This is a genomic window from Solimonas sp. K1W22B-7 (assembly GCF_003428335.1).
Lineage (GTDB): Bacteria > Pseudomonadota > Gammaproteobacteria > Nevskiales > Nevskiaceae > Solimonas_A.
In genome coordinates this window covers 180,183-197,841 of sequence record NZ_CP031704.1, presented here as the reverse complement: position 1 = coordinate 197,841, position 17,659 = coordinate 180,183, and the positions used below count along the sequence as shown (strand labels likewise).

The 17,659-nt window shown below is 67.6% G+C and carries 12 protein-coding genes; 7 read left to right on the top strand and 5 right to left on the bottom strand.

All coding sequences use genetic code 11. The annotated features are described in order from the left end of the window. The first annotated feature begins 215 nt into the window (after positions 1-215). The 5 genes from D0B54_RS24065 (at position 216) to D0B54_RS00985 (ending at position 4,936) form a co-directional block, all read left to right on the top strand. On the top strand, positions 216-1,109 hold the full coding sequence (locus tag D0B54_RS24065) for a hypothetical protein (RefSeq protein ID WP_162932117.1): 894 nt from the start codon (positions 216-218) through the stop codon (positions 1,107-1,109). 230 nt (positions 1,110-1,339) lie between these two features. Next, the gene (locus D0B54_RS01000) at positions 1,340-3,268 is read left to right on the top strand and encodes a DUF1302 domain-containing protein (RefSeq protein WP_162932116.1); all 1,929 of its coding nucleotides are present in this window, start codon (positions 1,340-1,342) and stop codon (positions 3,266-3,268) included. 108 nt (positions 3,269-3,376) lie between these two features. Next, positions 3,377-4,024 (top strand): TetR/AcrR family transcriptional regulator, encoded by a 648-nt coding sequence (locus D0B54_RS00995; protein WP_117288345.1) that lies wholly within the window; start codon positions 3,377-3,379, stop codon positions 4,022-4,024. A gap of 30 nt (positions 4,025-4,054) precedes the next feature. Further along, on the top strand, positions 4,055-4,300 hold the full coding sequence (locus tag D0B54_RS00990; RefSeq protein ID WP_117288343.1) for a hypothetical protein: 246 nt from the start codon (positions 4,055-4,057) through the stop codon (positions 4,298-4,300). Positions 4,301-4,705: 405 nt separating this feature from the next. Then, entirely contained in the window at positions 4,706-4,936 is a 231-nt protein-coding gene (locus tag D0B54_RS00985) for a hypothetical protein (protein WP_117288342.1), read from the top strand. Here D0B54_RS00985 and D0B54_RS00980 read toward each other — a convergent pair. The 5 genes from D0B54_RS00980 to D0B54_RS24055 all read right to left on the bottom strand — a co-directional run bounded on the left by D0B54_RS00980 (position 4,933) and on the right by D0B54_RS24055 (position 14,440). After that, positions 4,933-7,191 carry an alpha-galactosidase gene (locus tag D0B54_RS00980; protein WP_162932115.1) on the bottom strand — a complete coding sequence of 753 codons (2,259 nt, stop codon included), beginning with the start codon at positions 7,189-7,191 and terminating at the stop codon, positions 4,933-4,935. The two genes, D0B54_RS00985 and D0B54_RS00980, sit on opposite strands and share 4 nt — an antisense overlap. 41 nt (positions 7,192-7,232) lie before the next feature. Beyond that, the gene (locus tag D0B54_RS00975; RefSeq protein ID WP_162932114.1) at positions 7,233-9,587 is read right to left on the bottom strand and encodes a GH92 family glycosyl hydrolase; all 2,355 of its coding nucleotides are present in this window, start codon (positions 9,585-9,587) and stop codon (positions 7,233-7,235) included. Positions 9,588-9,747: 160 nt separating this feature from the next. Then, positions 9,748-11,382, bottom strand: a complete 1,635-nt coding sequence (locus D0B54_RS00970) for a hypothetical protein (protein WP_117288339.1) — start codon at positions 11,380-11,382, stop codon at positions 9,748-9,750. Continuing rightward, on the bottom strand, positions 11,322-12,629 hold the full coding sequence (locus tag D0B54_RS24060; RefSeq protein WP_162932113.1) for a neutral/alkaline non-lysosomal ceramidase N-terminal domain-containing protein: 1,308 nt from the start codon (positions 12,627-12,629) through the stop codon (positions 11,322-11,324). Before D0B54_RS24060 ends, D0B54_RS00970 begins: the two co-directional genes overlap by 61 nt. Continuing rightward, entirely contained in the window at positions 12,629-14,440 is a 1,812-nt protein-coding gene (locus tag D0B54_RS24055) for a hypothetical protein (RefSeq protein WP_162932112.1), read from the bottom strand. Before D0B54_RS24055 ends, D0B54_RS24060 begins: the two co-directional genes overlap by 1 nt. A gap of 323 nt (positions 14,441-14,763) precedes the next feature. Between D0B54_RS24055 and trkA the strand changes: the two genes are divergently transcribed. Beyond that, positions 14,764-16,137 carry a Trk system potassium transporter TrkA gene (trkA, locus tag D0B54_RS00960; RefSeq protein ID WP_117288338.1) on the top strand — a complete coding sequence of 458 codons (1,374 nt, stop codon included), beginning with the start codon at positions 14,764-14,766 and terminating at the stop codon, positions 16,135-16,137. Positions 16,138-16,146: 9 nt separating this feature from the next. Beyond that, a complete protein-coding gene (locus D0B54_RS00955; RefSeq protein ID WP_240433517.1) occupies positions 16,147-17,643 on the top strand; it encodes a potassium transporter TrkG in 1,497 nt (498 codons plus the stop codon). Positions 17,644-17,659 lie beyond the last annotated feature (16 nt).

The window sequence follows — 17,659 nt, the reverse complement described above, 5'->3', positions numbered from 1 at the left end:
TGAAACAACCTCCCGATAGACCTCATCAACTATGGGCGATAAGATTCGCGCGTAGTAGGAAGACAAGGATCGCCTACGGCTCAAGTTACTCCTGATTCACATGTCAGGTTTTCCAAAAGCATCCATGTGCGGTGTGCCGATTTTCTGCCGCGCGCTCCCGAATCGCCAGCGGTTCATCCTATATTGTTGTTAGAACCGTTTATGAGATCAATCTCGTGATTAGTAGAAACACCTCCCTCGCTGTGGCGACGGCCTACATACAAAAATTCACTTATCGGTCTTCCGGGTCTGGCCATCAAACAGCGAAGGACCATGTTTACAGTGACACACTGTATGAATTCCTTTACGTACGTGATTACGAAGCGTGGTTCTGTAATGCTGCGAGAAGGCCAATCTATATAAGAAATCTCAAGGACTGGTTTCTGCAGCTTCACACAGGGGAAACCCTAGCAAACGCCACCCCGAACTGGCCTTGGGATAAGCGCCAAAAGTTGGGTCAACAGTATTTGCGTAGCCTCGCGCGAGATTTCCTGCGCTCGTACGAGAGTGAAAAATCAAACAGCTGGACACGCGAAAAGGAGGAGAAAGTTTCCGGATCTCTTCTACGTAGCATCGAGATTGATGGCTTTGTTTTTCGTGACGGCGATCTAGTCCAGGTCGAAATGGATGTGCTCGACGTGGATCAAGAGAAGGGCCTCCTCGCAAGACTGTACGAGGCTCTGGCGCTAGGGAAGAAGCAGGATGCTTTTGAGTTCCTTGCGCTATCCGAGCGACACTATATTGAGAGCCGGTGGTCGGACTGCATCGCCAATTGCCGCAAGTTTCTCGAGTTAACCCTGCAAGAGGGAGCCCTTGCGCTCTCCCTTGCAAAGCAAAAGAACTTTCCGCCTGAGTCAGTGGAAAGACCAGTGGAAGTGCGTCAGTTCCTTGAGCGCGAGGGCCTGATCGAAAAAAAGGAGCGCGAATCGCTCGATAAGATATATGGGCTCCTTAGTCACACAGGCAGTCACCCATATATGGCCGAGAAGGACCAAGCGAGACTGCTCCGACAACTCAGCATGACCTTGAGTCAGTTCGTGCTTCTTCGACTAGAGGGTGCGCTGAGGTGACTTCCAGCCGTGTTGCCTCTCCGCAGTTTCCGGCCATTCGGACGGCTAAACTCAATCGTTAGCCGTCAAAGCTAACAACCGCCCATCCGGCTATCACCGCCGTTCAAGTAAAAACTACTGCAATTTAAGTAGGTTAAATCCTACGGGCGATGCAACTATCCTCCTGGTCAATTAAACGCCGGCCGCCGCGCCAAAAGCTACAGCGGACCGGCATTTCCATGGAGGAAGTGATGTCGCCGAGCCGTCCCCCCGCCCTCGCGCCGCGCCTGGCCGTGCCTGCCACCCTGTTCCTGGCCGCTGGCTGGGCCGCTCCCGCCGCCGCCGGCTCCTTCGACCTGTTCGGACTGGATGCCAGCTACCAGCTGCAGGGCACCTATGCCCTGGCGGTGCGCACCGAGAAGCCGCATGACGGCATCATCAACACCGCGCCCAGCCAGGAAATCCCGATCCCGGATTTCCTGAAGTTCCCGGAGTCCAACAACTACGACGACGGCGACCGCAACTTCCGGCGCGGCGACATCGTCAACAACCGCGTGTCGCTGCTCGGCGAACTGCAGCTCAGCCGCGGCGACTACGGCATGCTGGTACGCGGCGACGCCTTCTACGACCGCGTCTATCGCGGCTACAACCACAACGATTCGCCCGAGACGCTCAACCGCACCGAGGGGCGCCACAACTTTCCGTTTGAGGGTGAGGCCACCGCTTTCTCGGACGAGACGGCGTTCTACGACGGCCGCCGCGCGCGCCTGCTCGACGCCTATGCCTACGGCTCCTGGTACGTCGGCGAATCCGGCGCGCTGAACCTGCGCATCGGCCGCCATATCGCGGCCTGGGGCGAGAGCCTGTTCTTCTCCGGCATCGCACTGGCGCAGTCGCCGGCCGACGCGACCAAGGCGGCGGTTCCGGGCGCCGACGTGAAGAGCATCCTGCTGCCGGTCAACCAGATCTCGATGCAGTTCGCGCTCAACAGCGACTGGACCCTGCTGGGCCAGTACAAGCTGGAGTACAAGGAAACCGAGCTGAACCCGGTGGGCGAATACTTCTCGGTCAGCGACGTGGTGGGCCCGGGCGCGCAGTTCATCTACGGGATCGAGAACCCGCTGTACCTGGCGAACCTCTCGGACCTGAACCTGCTGTCCTCCGACCTGCCGCAGACGGTGGACCTGCTCAACAACCTGCTGCACCTGAACCTGCCGATCGGCGGGGTCACCGGCCTCCTCGGCGGGCTGCTGGACCGCCTCGACCCGCTGCTGCCCGATCTCAACCTGCCGCTGGGCCTGATCCCGCAGCCGAACACGCCGCGCTACATCAACGTCGAGCGCAAGGCCGACATCCGCCCCAGCGACCACGGCCAGTGGGGCCTGGGCCTGAAGTACCAGGTGACTTCCGAGACCAACGTCGGCCTCTACCGCCTGCGTTACCACAACACCACGCCGGCGCCGGTGCAGAACTACGACTACGCCGTGCTGCTGCCGGGCATCGGCAACGCACCGCCCCTGACCACCGCGGCGCTCGGACTCAAGGTGCCCACCACCTACAACATCCGCTACTTCGACGGCGTCGACATGACCGCGATGAGCTTCTCGACGACGATGTTCGGCGTGAGCGTCGGCGGCGAAGCGATCCTGCGCGAGGGCATCGACCTGCTGGTGGACGTGGACGGCGGCCTGCTCGGCCCGGTGCCCACGCCCAGCCGCGGCGATGTGGCGCAGGGCCTGCTGTCGGGCCTGTACACCACCGGCCCGGCGCTGTTCTGGGACTCGCTGACCGTGGTCGCCGAGGGCAGCTATATCCACGTGCTCGACGTGGACGATGCCTGCGGCCCGACCAGCTGCTCGCACGACCTGACCTACACCAACGACGCCTGGGGCTATTCCTTCCTGTTCCTGATCGACCGCAAGAACATCGTCGACGGCTGGGACCTGCAGATCCCGCTGTTCTGGCAGGGCGTGGGTGACGGCCACTCCTCGCTGCTGTCGGGCCTGGGCTCGCTGATGGGCGAAGGCGACCGCCGCGCCAGCGTCGGCGCCAACTTCACCCGCCTGCAGCAGTTCACCGTGGGCGTCAGCTACAACGCCTACCTCGGCGACCCGGACTTCAGCGAACGGCCCTACGCCGACCGCGACTTCGCGGCATTCACGATGAAGTACCTGTTCTAGGCAGGCGCAATGAAGCGGCGTTCGCCCTCGTGGCGAACGCCGCTTTTTTTGTGCGCGTCCCCTGTTTCGGGGCTCGAACCCCGGCGGGGCTTGGAGTATTAATGGCGGATGACTATCGCCACCGACAAACGCCCCGCCCGCTGGGCCCGCCGCAGCGAGGCGCGCCCCGGCGAACTGGTCCAGGCCGCCCTGGAGCTGTTCGTCGAGCGCGGCTACAGCTCCACGCGCCTGGATGACGTGGCGCAGCGCGCCGGCGTCAGCAAGGGCACGATCTATCTCTACTACGGCTCCAAGGAAGAACTGATGCGCGCGGCGATCCGCCTCGCGGTGCAGCCCAAGCTGCAGTTCGCCGAGCAGATGATGGAGCGCTCCGACCGCAGCACCCGCGAGATGCTCAGCATGATCGTGGCCAACTGGCTGGAGGACTACACCCGCACCCCGGGCCCCAGCCGGGGCATCCTCAAGCTGCTGGTTTCGGAATGCCGCAACTTTCCCGAACTGGGCACCTTCTACGTGGAGGAGGTGGTGCAGCGCGGCCGCGGCTTCTGGCTGAAGCTGCTGCAGCGGGGGATTGCCCGCGGCGAACTGCGCGCCATCGACCCCGAGGCCTACCTGGCGGTGATCACCGCCCCGCTGACCTTCCTGTCGATCTGGCAGCACTCGCTGGGCCTGTTCGAGAAACCTTCCATCGACGCACGGGTCTATATGGAAACCTACCTGGACGTGCTGTTCGAGGGCCTGCGTCAGCGGACCTGATGGCATGGCCGTTGCTGGACTGATGACACCATGAACACCCCGGACCTGAACCTGCCCGAGTGGCAATGCCTCCTGCGCTGCGCCCGCGGCCAGCGCGTTTCCGATTGCGGCCTCGCCACCCTGGCGCGGCTGGAACAGCTCGGCCTGATGATCCGGGCCGGCACCGGCCACCACCTGGTCACGGCGCGGGGCCTGCAGCTGCTGGAGCAGGCGGCCTCGCCAGCGCCACGGGCCCAGCGGGTCCTTGCCGACGGCACGGCGCAGGCCGCGGTTTGAACCCACCCGATTCTTCGCGGGAGCGGCTTTAGCCGCGATCTTCTGGTATTGCCAGACTAAATCGCGGCTAAAGCCGCTCCCACGAAAGCATTCGCCCATAAAAAAGCCGGCGCGTGGGGGCGCCGGCAGGTCATCCGGGGATTCCGGATGGAGGAGGAAGTGGTGCTGGCCGCCATTTTCCGTGGCCACCCGACCTCCCGCCTCGTCCGCTTGCAGGCGGCACATGCACTTCGCCCACTCGAACCTTGCCGCCCATTGCAGGCTGCACGACCGGCCGTCGGATGACTGCGTCCTTATGTGACGCAGCGAACTGAATTCTCAGGAAAAATCCTCCAGGATGGCGACAGTTTCGTGGCGGCAAGGAGCTTGCGCTTGCAGCTCTGCCTGCCCACGGGGGAAACAGACATGAAGAACCAGATCACCACCGCCGCCATCGTCCTGGGCCTGCTCAGCGCCCTGGTCGCCGTGCCGCTGCTGTTCCGCCAGGCCATGGACCTGCTGTTCGTGCAGCCGGGCGGCTGGCAGGTCTGGCTGTTGCTGGGCTCCGCGGTCTTCGTGATCGAGCAGGTCAGCGCCAGGATGGGTGCCGCCCCGCGCCGCCGCACGGCGCTGGCCAGGGCCCGCCAAGGCGCCTAGGGCAGGCGCTCGATCCGGAATACCCGCGCGGATTGCCGCGCGGGTATCGCAATCTCGATCCCCTGCCGCAGCTGCGCCGCATCCACTTCCTGGCGCTGCGTTTCTCCCGGCGCCTCCAGCAGCCGATACCTCCCCGCCGGCACATTGCGCAGCCTGATCACGCGGCTCGCATCCCCTGAATCCTGCCGGTACACCAGCAGGGCCCCGCGCCCGGTCTCCGGGTTCCAGGGCTGGAAGGCGGCCCAGCCGTCGCCGGCGTAGGGGTCTTCCTCGATCAGCGGGTAGGTGAAGCCGGCGAACTCCTCGCGGTGCGCCTTGTAGTAGTCCATCCAGGCGCGGATGCGCGGGATCGCCGCCGCCGGGATTTCCGTCAGGTCGTTGAAGAAGCTGATGTGCGACAGCAGCGCCACCGCCATCTGGTAGTCGGCCGACCACTTGTCGAGATCTCCCGTACGCAGCGCCGCGCGGCCCAGCGCGTAGGGCGGCAGGTACGGCGTCAGCAGCCAGTTGGCATGCAGCGAGGCCTTGGGCTCCGGCGAGCCGTTCTGGTACCAGGTGGGGCCGCGCGCCAGCGCCTCGAAGGGGAACAGGCGGTAGTCGTTGGTCTCGTCCATCTGGATCGTCACGTCCGGATGGTCGGCGATCACGCGGTCGAGCATCGCCATGAAGGACTCGCGGTAGGCGTACATGTCCACCGGGTAGAGGCCGGCGCAGTCGAACCAGGCGGTGAAGTCGAACTTGAAGTAGCGCACGCCCCAGGTCTCGACCGCCTCGCGGATGCGCGACTCGATGTGGTCGATCGCCTTGCCGTCGCGCCCCAGCGCCTCCGGGTTCCACTGCACGATGCCGGCCTCGTTGGAGCCGTCGTCCGGCTGCGCCTGGTTGACCAGCAGCAGCGCGGCGCTGATCGGCAGGCACAGCCATTGCGGGTTGTCGCGGAAGGCCTGCGAGCTGGGATGGAAATGCAGCGGCGACATCCACAGGCCCAAGTTCATGCCGGCCGGCCGCAGCTGTTCCTGCACGGCGCGGAATTCGGCGTCGGGGAAGCGCGCGTCGAACTTCGCGTCGCTGCCGCGGCGCGGATCGTGGCAGCGCGCGTCGGGCACGTCGGCGTCCGGGCACCAGTCGCCGGAGCGCGCCTGCCAGCCGTCGTCGAAGATGAAGGTCTCGATGCCGATCCGCTTGGCCACCGCCAATTGCTGCTCGAAGGCGGCGAAGTTCATGTCGTCCTTGGCGCCGCTGGAAATGGCGTTGGAATCGACGTTGTTGGAGTTGAAGCTGATCTCGCGGCGGTAGGGCGGCATGCGATGCCCGGCGAGGTACTTGTAGTGCTGCCAGGGCTCGTCGTCGGCATCGCGGCCCAGGCCGGTGAAGACCGTCTCCAGGCGCATCGGTGTGCCCGGCAGCAGCACGCGGTGGCGCCCGGGCCCGGAGCCGGGGTTCTCGATATGCGCGGATTCCTCGAGCGGACCGAGGATGATCACGTCACGCCCGAAGTCCACGCCGGCACGGGCGCGCCCACCCTGGTAGCCCATCACCGAGGACGCCAGGTCGTTGCGTTCCAGCACGTAGAACAGGCTGGCACCGGAGGCGTCGGCCACCGACAGCCATTGCGCGGTGCCGGAGACATTGTCGCCCGTCGTGGTCTGGCGCCAGCTGCCGCCGTGCGCATCGCCGATCAGCAGCGGCGGGCGCTGCCATTCCGGATCACGCCAGTCGGCACCGGCGCGGAAGGAATGCAGCTGCGCTTTCAGGCCTTCTCCCGTGGGCCGCGCCTGGTCCAGCGTGTAGCCGGACAGCAGCAGCGGCACCGGGCTTTCGATGCGCGTGTCCTGGCGCATGCCGGCGATGCCGGGATACATCTCGACACTGCGCACCAGGCGCAGGCCCAGCGGCAAGGCACTGAGGCCGGCGGGAATCAGCGTGGTGGTGATGCGGACCGCGCCGTTAGCCAGCGTCTCCAGCTGCGGCTCGCCGCTGACGATGAAGCGATCGGCGACGTCCACGCCGGCGAAGGCCAGCGCGATGTCGGGGGTGTCGGCAGTCCAGCGGCGGCCGCTGCGCAGGTCGCTGAGGCTCTCGGTGCGCCAGGGCGAGCGCGCCCAGCGGCGCTCGACCAGGCCGTTGGAGAGGACGATGCGCTCGGCGTCGATGCGGGCTTCGACGCCGGCGGGCGTTTCGACCACGCGCGGCGGCGTGGGGGCGTTGACGGGGGCGCTGCTGCCGCAGGCGGCGAGCGCCATCAGCAGTAACAACGACAAAACCTGCCGGGCAGAAACCGGTTCGCTCGCTCTGTTCATGGCACACACCCAAAAGCTTCCAATCCGCTGTCGCTCAATGATGGTGGCGTCGACTCCGACGCCCAGTCCGCATCCGGCAGCATCGCCGTATCCATGCGCACCGTTGCCGCGCCGCGCGGCAGCAGCAGCCAGCTGCCCTCCAGCGCCTGGCCATCCAGCGACAGGCCGTTGACGAAGGGCCGCAGCGGCCCCGCGCCCGGTGCTTCGATCACCAGGTCGCCGCCGGGGCGGTGCAGCGTGACCTTCTCGAAGGCCGGGCTGCCGACCACCGCCAGCGGCGCACCGGGGTTCATCGGGTAGAGGCCGATCAGGGTCCAGGCCAGCCAACCGGACATGGCGCCGAGATCGTCGTTGCCGGGCAGGCCCAGCGGCGTCGGCGCGAACAATGCGGCGGCGGAGCGCGCGACGATCTGCGTCTTCCAGGGCGCGCCGGCGTAGTTGTAGACATAGGGCGCCTGCACGTCGTGCTCGTTGCCCGGCGCATACTGGTTGCCGTAGTAGGCCAGGCCGAACAGCGTGATCTGGCTCTGCAGCAGCGGCCACAGACCCGGCGCGAGGTTGGCCGGCAGCAGGAAGAAGGTATCGAGCCTGGCCTGCACCGCGGCCTGCCCGCCCATGCGCTCGACCAGGCCCGGCAGGTCGTGCATCGCCAGCCAGCTGTACTGCCAGGACGTGCCCTCCTGGAAGCCGTAACCCAGCTCCGGCAGGAAAGGCGTGAGCCAGCTGCCGTCCTCGTGGCGCGGGCGGATGAATCCGCTCTGCTCGTCGATGAGGTTGCGGTAGTTGAGCGACTGCTGCGCCAGGCGCTGCGCCTCGGCGGCATCACCGCTGCTGGCCGTCATCAGCGCCAGCGCGAAATCGGCGATGCCGTACTCCAGCGTGGTGCCGGCCTCGCGCGGGCCGCCTGAGAGCACCGCCAGGGGATTGGCCGGCTTCTCCACCGGCAGGTAGCCCGTCGCCAGCGCCTCGCGCCGCGACTGCTCCAGCGCCTGCATCGCCGCCAGCAGCGGTGCGCGTTCGGCGGCGGGCACCAGGCCGCGGCACCAGCCTTCGCCGATGAAGGGAATCACCGGGTCGCCGGACATGTGCGAGGCGTCCACCGGCCCCTGCTGCCAGCGCGGCAGCCGCCCGCCCTGCTTCGAGAAGTCCAGCAGCGAACGCAGCATGTCGCGGTAACGCGTCGGCTGGATCTCGGCCAGCATCTGGTTCTGGCCGCGATAGCTGTCCCACAGCGAGTACTGGCTGTAGTGCGGCCGCGCGCCGGCATGCACGGCATTGTCCGGTCCCCGGTAGCGGCCATCGACGTCGCTGTGCAGGTTGGGGAACTGCTGGATGCGGTACAGCGCGGTGTAGAAGGACTTGCGCTGGTCGTTGCTGCCGCCCTCCACTTCCACCCGCGCCAGCTCGCCTTGCCATTGGGTGCGCAGCCGCTCGCGCTGCGCGTCGAAGTCGCGACCCTCCAGCTCGGCGAGGTTGCGGCGCGCGCCGGCCAGATCGGTGAACGACACCGCGATCATTGCCTGCACCACCGATGGCGCATCGTCGAAGTCCAGCAGCAGCGCCAGGTCCTCGCCCTCCACCGCGACGCCGGGCTGCAACTCTTCGCCGCCGCGCGTGGAGGCACGGAATGGCGCATCGAGGCGCAGCGCGAAATAGACGGTGTAGCCGTCGGAGGAATCGACGCTGCCGCTGAGCAGGCCATCCGGCTCCAGCTGCGCGCGTGCCGGGTGATAGCCGGCCAGATCGCGCGAGACATCCAGCAGCAGCCGCGGCGCGCCGCGGCCATAGCGGTAGCGATGCATCGCCACGCGCTCGCTGGCGGTGATCTCGGCGGTGACGCCGTAGCGCAGCAGGCCGACGCGGTAGTAGCCGACCTCGGCGCGGTGATCCAGCGGGTTCAGCGGCGAAGCGTAGGCCGGCACCGGGTTGGGCCAGCCGAGTTGCGACAGGTCGCCCGGCGTCAACTCACCGGTGAAGGGCAGCAGCGGGAACTGGCCGCCCTTGGGCGCACCCGCGGACATATGGATCTGCGAAAAGCCAGTGACCAGCAGGTTCTGCACCGAGTACCCACCGTAATTCAGCGGCCCCTCGGTGTCCGGTCCCGGCTGCACCATGCCGAAAGGCGCAAAGGGCCCGGGATTGACGAAGCCGGGCGGGAAACTGCCGATGAAGGGATCGACGTAGGCCGCCAGGTCGCCGCTGGCCGGCGGGGGCGGATCGGCGACCATGGCGCCGCCACCGCTGGCGGTTCCTTCCGTAGCGCCGGGCGGCGCATCGCTGCGCGTGCCGCAGGCGGCCAGCAGCAGGGCCAGCAGCCCTGCTGTCGCCGCACGAGTGCCGCGCCTGTACAAAGACCGGTCCCGCAAAACGCCCCCCGGCGTTGCACGAGCCGGTATCCCTTTCGTACCGCAGGGAGAAAAAGTCACCGTCGCCATCCCCACCCCGGTGCATCCTTGTCCGTCTAAAACAGAACCTGCGATGCGCCCCCCGACGCACCGCAGGCCTGCCCCCTCAACGCACGATGTGCGTCCCGGTGTTGCCGTCCTGGTCGTAGGCGCGGATGCGCGCCTTGTCGCCGGTGCCCAGGCTCACTCCCACCTTGCAACCCTTGCCCTGCGCATCGCAGGAGGCCGCGAAGGTTTCAGTCGTACCGCTTGCACGCGTCACCTGCAGTTCCGCGCGCTGGAACTGTCCACGCCGCGCCCAGGGCCTGAAGCTGCACGGGTCGCAGATGCGCGCCTCGCCGTTGTCGGAGACGAACGGGAAGGGGCTGCCCTCGTAGCTGCGCGGGTAGACGATGTCGGCGACGTCGAAGCGCACTTCGTCCAGGGTGACTTGCGGCGTGGCGATGGCGATGCCGTCCCACACCGAGACCGCAAAAGGCTCCGAGCAGAAGGCATAGGGCACGGTGGCGAAACCCTGGCGAGACTCGCCTTCGACGCAGAAGCGATAGCTGCCCGGCGCGGTGCTGCCCATGCGTGCCGGGAAGGCGGTGTAGGCCTCGTAGCTGGCACTCCAGATCCATTCCTGCATGCCGGTGTAGGTGCGCAGCACGCCGGGCAGGCCGTCGGGGAACTCCACGCGCACCGGCACTTCGCCGCTCTGGTCGGCATGCGGCAGCCACACGCCCGGCGCGGACTCGCGCTCGACACGCACGCGCGGGTTGTCCACCGCGGTGGAGCCGCCGCGCCACTGGAAGTGCGCGGCATTGAAGCGCGTGATCGCCGCCGGCTGCTGCAGGGGCTCGGGCGTGCCGGAGTCGTTGGGCAGGCCGGCATTCCAGGCGTCGAAGGCCGCGCCGCTGAGCGCGCCGACGGTGGTGGACATGATCTGCTGCCGCACTTCGTCGATCGCCGCCAGCGGATCGAGCAACTCGCCCGACAGCGCCGCGCCACCCTGCATGCTCGCCGCCATCCGCACCAGGCGCGTGGCCATGTAGTCGGCCGTGTGCGGTCCGTAGGAGGTCAGCGCCTTGCGGTAGCTGTCGCGGCTCTGGTACTCGCGGTAGCTGACGGTGTAGCCGTTGTAGTCACCGGCATGGCCGACGCCGACCGCCAGCCTGTAGCCCGGCGCGTTCAGGTCCTGGATCTCTTCCCTGGTGAAGTTGCCCCAGAGTTTCGTGATATCGGCGTTCTCGCTGCCGGCAGTGAGCGCGTTCGCCGGCAGGTCCCAGCCGCGCGCGTCGTTGTGCACCTGGGCGCGCACGCGGGCGATGGCCTCGGGCGCGAAGTTCTCGCCGGGCACCGTCGTCGCGTTGAGCGGATCGGCCGGATCGAAGTAGGTCTTCTGGATCGCGCAGGCCTGCGCATACGCGGGATCGCCCTTGAACTCCGGCATCAGGCAGGCCCAGTCGAAGCCGTCGTAGATGTCGCCGCGCGTGCGGTTGAGGCGCGACTCGAGGTTGAGGATCAGGTCGGACTGCGCCTCGCAGGCGCAGGAGGCCAGCAGCACGTCGCCCAGGCGGAAGGTCTGCAGCTTCAGGCGCAGGTTCTCCTCGACCACGCCGAGGGACGGCGCGTCGTAGTGGTCCGGGATCGGGATGTTCTCGGCCTTGAGCAGCGCGTAGAGCTGCGCGGTGCGGCCGGTCAGAGGATCGGCACCGGGAATCTGGATGCGCGTGCAGTCCGGCAGGCCCACCACCGGCACACCGATGTCCCCCCTGCGGTGGGTTCCGTGCGGCAGTTGGAGACGCTGGGGTAAGGATGCGACAGCGGCCCCGGCACCCAGGCGGTGAGATGGTCCACCTCGAAATCGCCGGACAGCGGCACGCGCGCCTGCGCCGTGCCGATCTGCTGCCAGGCCTTGGCGATGTCGTCGGCCAGGAAGCGCGCGTTGCGCTCGGTCTGCACGTAGCCGGAGTGCTGCCAGTCGCGGATCACGCCCTGGCCCGGCGGGCAGGTATCGCTCTCCGGCGCTTCGCCGTCTCCCTTCCAGCGGCCGCAGACCCGGGCGCGGTCGTCGAGCATCTCTTCGGGATTGCCGCTGTTCTCGGCGCTGCCGACGTCGCCCTGGCTGAACACCAGCGGCGCGCCGATCTCGCGCTCCACCCAGCGCTCGAGCGGGCCGAGGTAGTCGGCGCTGTGCAGGTCATGCGGGTCGAGGCTCTCGGGGTGCTCGCCCCAGTTGACCCAGACCGCCAGCGGCTTCGGCGCCTGCGGATCGCTCAGGTCGTCGAAACGCATCACCACCAGGCCGTGGTCATTGAACTCGCGCGGATAGCCGGCCGGCGTGCCGTCGTCGGCCACCGCGGTACGCACGACATTGCCCTTGTAGACGCGGTGGCGAATCTGCGTGGCGCCCATGCGCACCGGCTTCATGCTGGCGGCGGCGGTCTCGATGGCCTGGGCCATGGCGCGCGCCTGGTGCTCGAAGAAGCGCGCGTCGAACACGTCCTGGAACACGAACAGGCCGGCGGCCAGCGTCGAGGAGTAGGCCGAGCTGTGGTTGTGGGTGACGTGGTAGAGGATCTGGTCGTAGCCGATGCCGGAATCGCCCTGGTCCAGCAGCTGACCGACGCGGCGCAGCAGCATGTCCTGCGCCAGGTAGTTGTCGGTCTTCAGCAGCGCGATGCGCTTGCCGTTGGCCCCTTCGACCACGATGGCGCGCGCGGTCAGGCGTGACTGCACGCCGTAGCTGGCGTGCTTGAGCTTGTGCGTCAGGAAGGGATCGAAGTCGCCGTTGATGATGCCGCCGAGCGTGTCGGTGGCGTACTCGCAATACTGGCCGGCGCAGTAGCCGACGTCGGGCGTCATGTCGGCCACGCCGACACCGGCCTTGACCTTGGACACGGCGCCGGGCGGATTGGCGCCACCGCCGCCCGCGCCGTTCACCGGATCGCTGCGGCCGCTGCAGGCGGCCAGCAGCAGCATCGAGACGAGCAGGAGCGCGCGCATCAGTTGGCCTCTTCGTCGTTGAGCAGGCCGCAGAGCGCCGGCGACAGGCTCAGCAGGCTGCAGAGGCTGGTCAGCGGCAGCTTGGGATCGAGCAGGCCGCAGAAGGCTTCCGGCGCGCCGGCGTCCGTGCAGTTCTGCGCGATCTGGGTCTGCGCGTATTCCAGCTGCAGGGCGAGGTCGCTGATCAGGCAGTCGCCGCTGCCGGGCATGGTGCAGGCCCGCAGGTTGGCCGGCAGGTATTCCAGCGGCGCGGCGTCGAACAGCGGCAGGTAGGCCTGCAGGCGCAGCAACGGCGCCGTCAGCGGGCCCATCGAAACGAATTCCTCGTAACCGGTGAAGGGCACCAGGAAACCGGTGTTGCCGGAGGCGTCGATATAGCTGAACTCTTCCTCCGGCAGGATGTAGCCGAAGGAGTTCTGCGTGAGCCCCAGCAGCATCACGCCGGCACCGGGATTGGCGCCCTCGGCGACGTGGCGGATGAACTGGCCGTAGGTATTGGTGGCCTCGCCCGGGATGGTGGCGATCTCCAGGCCGCCGGGGCCGCCCATGCTGATGCGCGACACCAGCGTCTCCGCCGTCAGCGGCGCCTGGCCCAGCTCGGTGGTGGCGGTGCCGAGGATCTCGTGCAGCACCGGGATGTCGGTGACCTGGCGCGGCGTGAAGTCGTAGTAGCGGTTGAACGAACCGAGCGGCGCGGCCACCGCGAACAGCGGGTTGGTGACCGGCAGCATGGCGGTGACGTTGCGCAGCGCGAGCTGCGGCGCCAGCTCGCGCTTGGGCTGGCGCAGCGCGAAGGCTGCCAGGTCGTGGCCACGGCAGCGCACGCTCTCGTAGGCGTCGGGCTTGGCGAAGTTGCACTTGCCGCCGGAGCCGGAGGCGTCGGCGATGGGGCCGTTGTAGTACATGCCGATGCCGCCGCGCCGCTCCAGCTCCTTCATCGCGCCGAAGATGTAGTCGGCGTGCGGGGCGCGCGGGTCCTCGTCGATGCTGGTGGGGTGCGCGGCGTACTGCAGGATCTGCACGATCGGGCTGCGGCGGGCCGAGTCCTCGAAGCGCAGCAGGCTGATCGCCGGATCGGCGTCGTCGCCGGGGTTCACCCTCGGACGGCGGTAGTTGTTGAAGTCCGAGGTGCTGCCCTGGGCCAGGGTGGCGCGGGCACGGGCGCGGCCGGCGATGGCCTCGCGCGTGGCCTGGGCGGCGCCGGCATAGAGCACGTCGGTGATCCATTGCTGCGGCACGCCGCCCCAGAGGCCCTGCAGGTCGGCGCCGGCATGGGTGTGGGTCTGGCCGAAGACGATATGGTCGGCGTCGATGCACCAGTCCAGTGCGCAGCTGGCCTCGACCACCACCGCGCGCAGGCCCTGCTGGATCAGGTTGCCGGCACCGATGGCGTCCAGGGTGACGAAGGCCATGCGGGTTTCGCCCTGCTCCACCACCGCCATGCGCAGGTAGACGTTCTCGTCCTCGCGGTAGCGCTTGCTGCGGTGCACCCGCTCCTGCGCCGGCTGGGTCAGGCTGGGGCCGAGGGCGGCGAAGGGATTGGGCAGGTTCTGGATCGGGTTGATGCCGAAGCCGCCGAGGTTGAATTGCTGCAGCTTGGAGCCGAGGAACAGGCGCGATTCCTCGATGCCGTCGATCTGCTCCTGGGTGGGGCTGACCACGGCCTTGGCCGCGCCCACGCACCAGTCCCCGGCCGCGCAGGCCGTTCCGACCGGGCCAGGCCCGCCGGTTTCACCGTCCACCGGCACGCTGTTGTGACAGCCGGCCATAACCACCAGCGACAGGGTCGCCGCTCCCCACAGCATCCGCATCTCGAACTCTCCCCCAGCATGGGGGTCGCCGCGGCTTTGTCGCCGCTGGTCGCCCCCTCTGGCCTCGCTTCATGACGGCGCCGCGCCGCCTGCTTCCGCATCGTCCTGCTGCGGAAAACATTTCTGTTGAAAGGCAGTCTAGGTCCCCGCCGGGGACGGCTACATAGTAAATTCACCCCTGAAGGTCCGATCGACCCCGCCGCAGCCCCGCGGCGGCGCCATCGGGCCCAGGCGAGCCGCCATTCGGCAGCTGGCTTCTTGCGGCGGTGCAACAAGGGGGTTAACGTGCGCGCCCTTGACGGCATGGAAGAGAAAGCCTCTCCGTGAAAATCATCATCCTTGGTGCGGGGCAGGTCGGCACTACATTGGCCGAAAACCTCGCCAGCGAACAGAACGACATCACCGTCGTCGATCAGAGCGTTGCCTCGCTCGAAGACCTGCAGGAACGACTCGACATCCGCACCGTCGAAGGCAATGCCGCGCACCCGGATGTACTGCGCCGCGCCGGCACCGACGACGCCGACATGCTGATCGCGGTCACCGACAGCGACGAGACCAACATGCTCGCCTGCCAGATCGCCTATACCCTGTTCCAGACGCCGACCAAGATCGCGCGCGTGCGCGCCGCCGAGTACCTGAAGGAACCCAAGCTGTTCGGCCCCGGCGCGCTGCCGGTGGACATGCACATCTCGCCCGAGCAGCTGGTCACCGACTACATCCGCCGCCTGATCGAGTACCCGGGCGCGCTGCAGGTGGTGGACTTCGCCGACGGCAAGGTGCGCCTGGTCGGCGTCAAGGCGCACTTCGGCGGTCCGCTGGTGTCGCGCCAGCTCAAGGAGCTGCCGAGCCACCTGCCGGGCGTGGAGGCCCGCGTCGCCGCGATCTACCGCCGCGGCCGGCCGATCATCCCCGAGGGCGATACCGTGATCGAGGCCGACGACGAGGTGTTCTTCGTCGCCGCGCGCGACCACATCCCCAAGATCATCGCGGAGCTGCGCCGCCAGGACAAACCGGTCAAGCGCATCATGCTGGCCGGCGGCGGCAACATCGGCCTGCGCCTGGCTCGCGGGCTGGAGGACAAGATCCAGGTCAAGCTGATCGAGCGCTCGCGCGAGCGGGCGCGACACCTCTCCGGCCAGCTCAACCACGCCATCGTGCTCTGCGGCGACGCCGCCAACGAGGCGCTGCTGCGCGAGGAGAACATCGAGGACATCGATGTGTTCTGCGCGGTGACCAACGACGACGAGGCCAACATCCTCTCGGCGATGCTGGCCAAGCGCCTGGGCGCGCGCAAGGCGCTGTGCCTGATCAACCGTGTGTCCTACGTGGACCTGGTGGAGGGCAGCTCGATCGACATCGCGATCTCGCCGCAGCAGTCCACCGTCTCGGCCCTGCTGGCGCACGTGCGCCGCGGCGACGTGGTCAAGGTGCACTCGCTGCGCCGCGGCGCCGCCGAGGCGATCGAGGCCGTGGCCCACGGCGACCGCCACAACTCCAAGGTCGTCGGCCGCCGGCTCGACGAGATCAAGCTGCCGCCGGGCAGCACGATCGGCGCCATCGTGCGCGGCGAGGAAGTCATCATCGCCCACCACGACACCGTGATCGAGGCCGAGGATCACGTGATCCTGTTCATCGTGGACAAGAAGCACGCCCGCGAGGTCGAAAAGCTGTTCCAGCTGGGCCTGCGGTTCCTGTAAGGCGCCCCCTTGGCCCAAGCCCTCCTCGCCAACGGCCGCAGCAGCCCGCGTCGGCACCGCTACGCGGGCGTTCAGCGGATCATGGGCATCCTGCTGATGGTGTTCAGCCTGTCGATGCTGCCGCCGCTGGCGATGGACCTCTTCTGGGCCGAGGAAACCACCACCCCCTTCCTCAGCGGCCTGTGGATGACGCTGACCACCGGCGCCCTGCTGTGGTGGCCGGTGCGGAACGAGCGCAGCGAGCTGAAGGTGCGCGACGGCTTCCTCATCACCACGCTGTTCTGGGTGGTGCTGGGCCTGTTCGGCGCCATTCCGTTCTTCTTCGCCGAGGAGGGCTGGTACAGCCTGACCGACGCCGTGTTCGAGTCGGTGTCCGGCCTGACCACCACCGGCTCCACCACGATCGCCGACGGTGTCGACGAGCTGCCGCACTCGCTCAAGTACTACCGCAGCCAGCTGCACTGGCTGGGCGGCATGGGCATCGTCGTGCTCGCAGTGGCAGTGCTGCCGATGCTGGGCGTCGGCGGCATGGGCCTGTACAAGGCCGAGACGCCGGGGCCGATGAAGGACGCCAAGCTCACCCCGCGCATCACCAGCACCGCCCGCGCGCTGTGGCTGGTCTACCTGGTGCTGACCGTCGCCTGCGGCCTGGCCTACTGGTGGGCCGGCATGGACGCCTTCGACGCGCTGTGCCACGCCTTCTCCACCGTGGGCAACGGCGGCTTCTCCACCCACGACGCCAGCCTGGGCTACTACAACAGCTTCAAGATCGAGCTGGTGGCGATGTTCTTCATGCTGGCCGGTGCCACCAACTTCGCGCTTCACTACACCGCCTTCAACACCCGCAGCCTCGGCAGCTATTTCCGCGACGGCGAGTTCCGCACCCTGATCGCGCTCTACCTGGGCCTGGGCATCCTGGTCTGCGTGCCGCTGGTGCTGCAGGGCCCCTACGACCCGCTGACGGCGATCCGCCACGGCATGTTCCAGGTGGTGGGCTACGGCAGCACCGCCGGCTTCGCCACCGCCGACCCCTCGCACTGGCCCGGCTACGTGCCGCTGCTGCTGGTGATGTGCACCTTCATGATGTCCAGCGGCGGCAGCACCGGCGGCGGCGTCAAGGTCGTGCGCCTGATGCTGTTCGTGCGCCAGGCCCTGCGCGAGCTCAAGCTGCTGGTCCACCCCAGCGCCGAGGTGTCGATCAAGCTCGACGGCAAGGTGGTGCCCAACGACGTGGTCTATGCCGTGGGCGGCTTCTTCTCGGTCTACATCGGCATGACCCTGGTGCTGACCGGCCTGATGCTGATGACCGGCATGGACGGCATCACCGCCTTCTCGGCCGTGGCCGCCAGCATCAACAACGCCGGCCCCGGCCTGGGCGAGGTCAATGCCCATGTCGCAGCGGTCAGCGACTTCGGCAAGTGGGTGCTGACCTTCGCCATGCTGGCCGGGCGCCTGGAAGTCTTCACGCTGCTGGTGCTGTTCACGCCGGCGTTCTGGCGGCGGTAGCGCACTTCTTACCCTC

What these genes read in the sequence shown, in the direction of transcription:
- D0B54_RS01000 (WP_162932116.1), top strand. Translation starts at nt 1,340, where the DNA reads ATGTCGCCGAGCCGTCCCCCCGCCCTCGCGCCGCGCCTGGCCGTGCCT.
- D0B54_RS00995 (WP_117288345.1), top strand. Translation starts at nt 3,377, where the DNA reads ATGACTATCGCCACCGACAAACGCCCCGCCCGCTGGGCCCGCCGCAGC.
- D0B54_RS00990 (WP_117288343.1), top strand. Translation starts at nt 4,055, where the DNA reads ATGAACACCCCGGACCTGAACCTGCCCGAGTGGCAATGCCTCCTGCGC.
- D0B54_RS00985 (WP_117288342.1), top strand. Translation starts at nt 4,706, where the DNA reads ATGAAGAACCAGATCACCACCGCCGCCATCGTCCTGGGCCTGCTCAGC.
- D0B54_RS24060 (WP_162932113.1), bottom strand. Translation starts at nt 12,629, where the DNA reads ATGCGCGCGCTCCTGCTCGTCTCGATGCTGCTGCTGGCCGCCTGCAGC.
- D0B54_RS24055 (WP_162932112.1), bottom strand. Translation starts at nt 14,440, where the DNA reads ATGCGGATGCTGTGGGGAGCGGCGACCCTGTCGCTGGTGGTTATGGCC.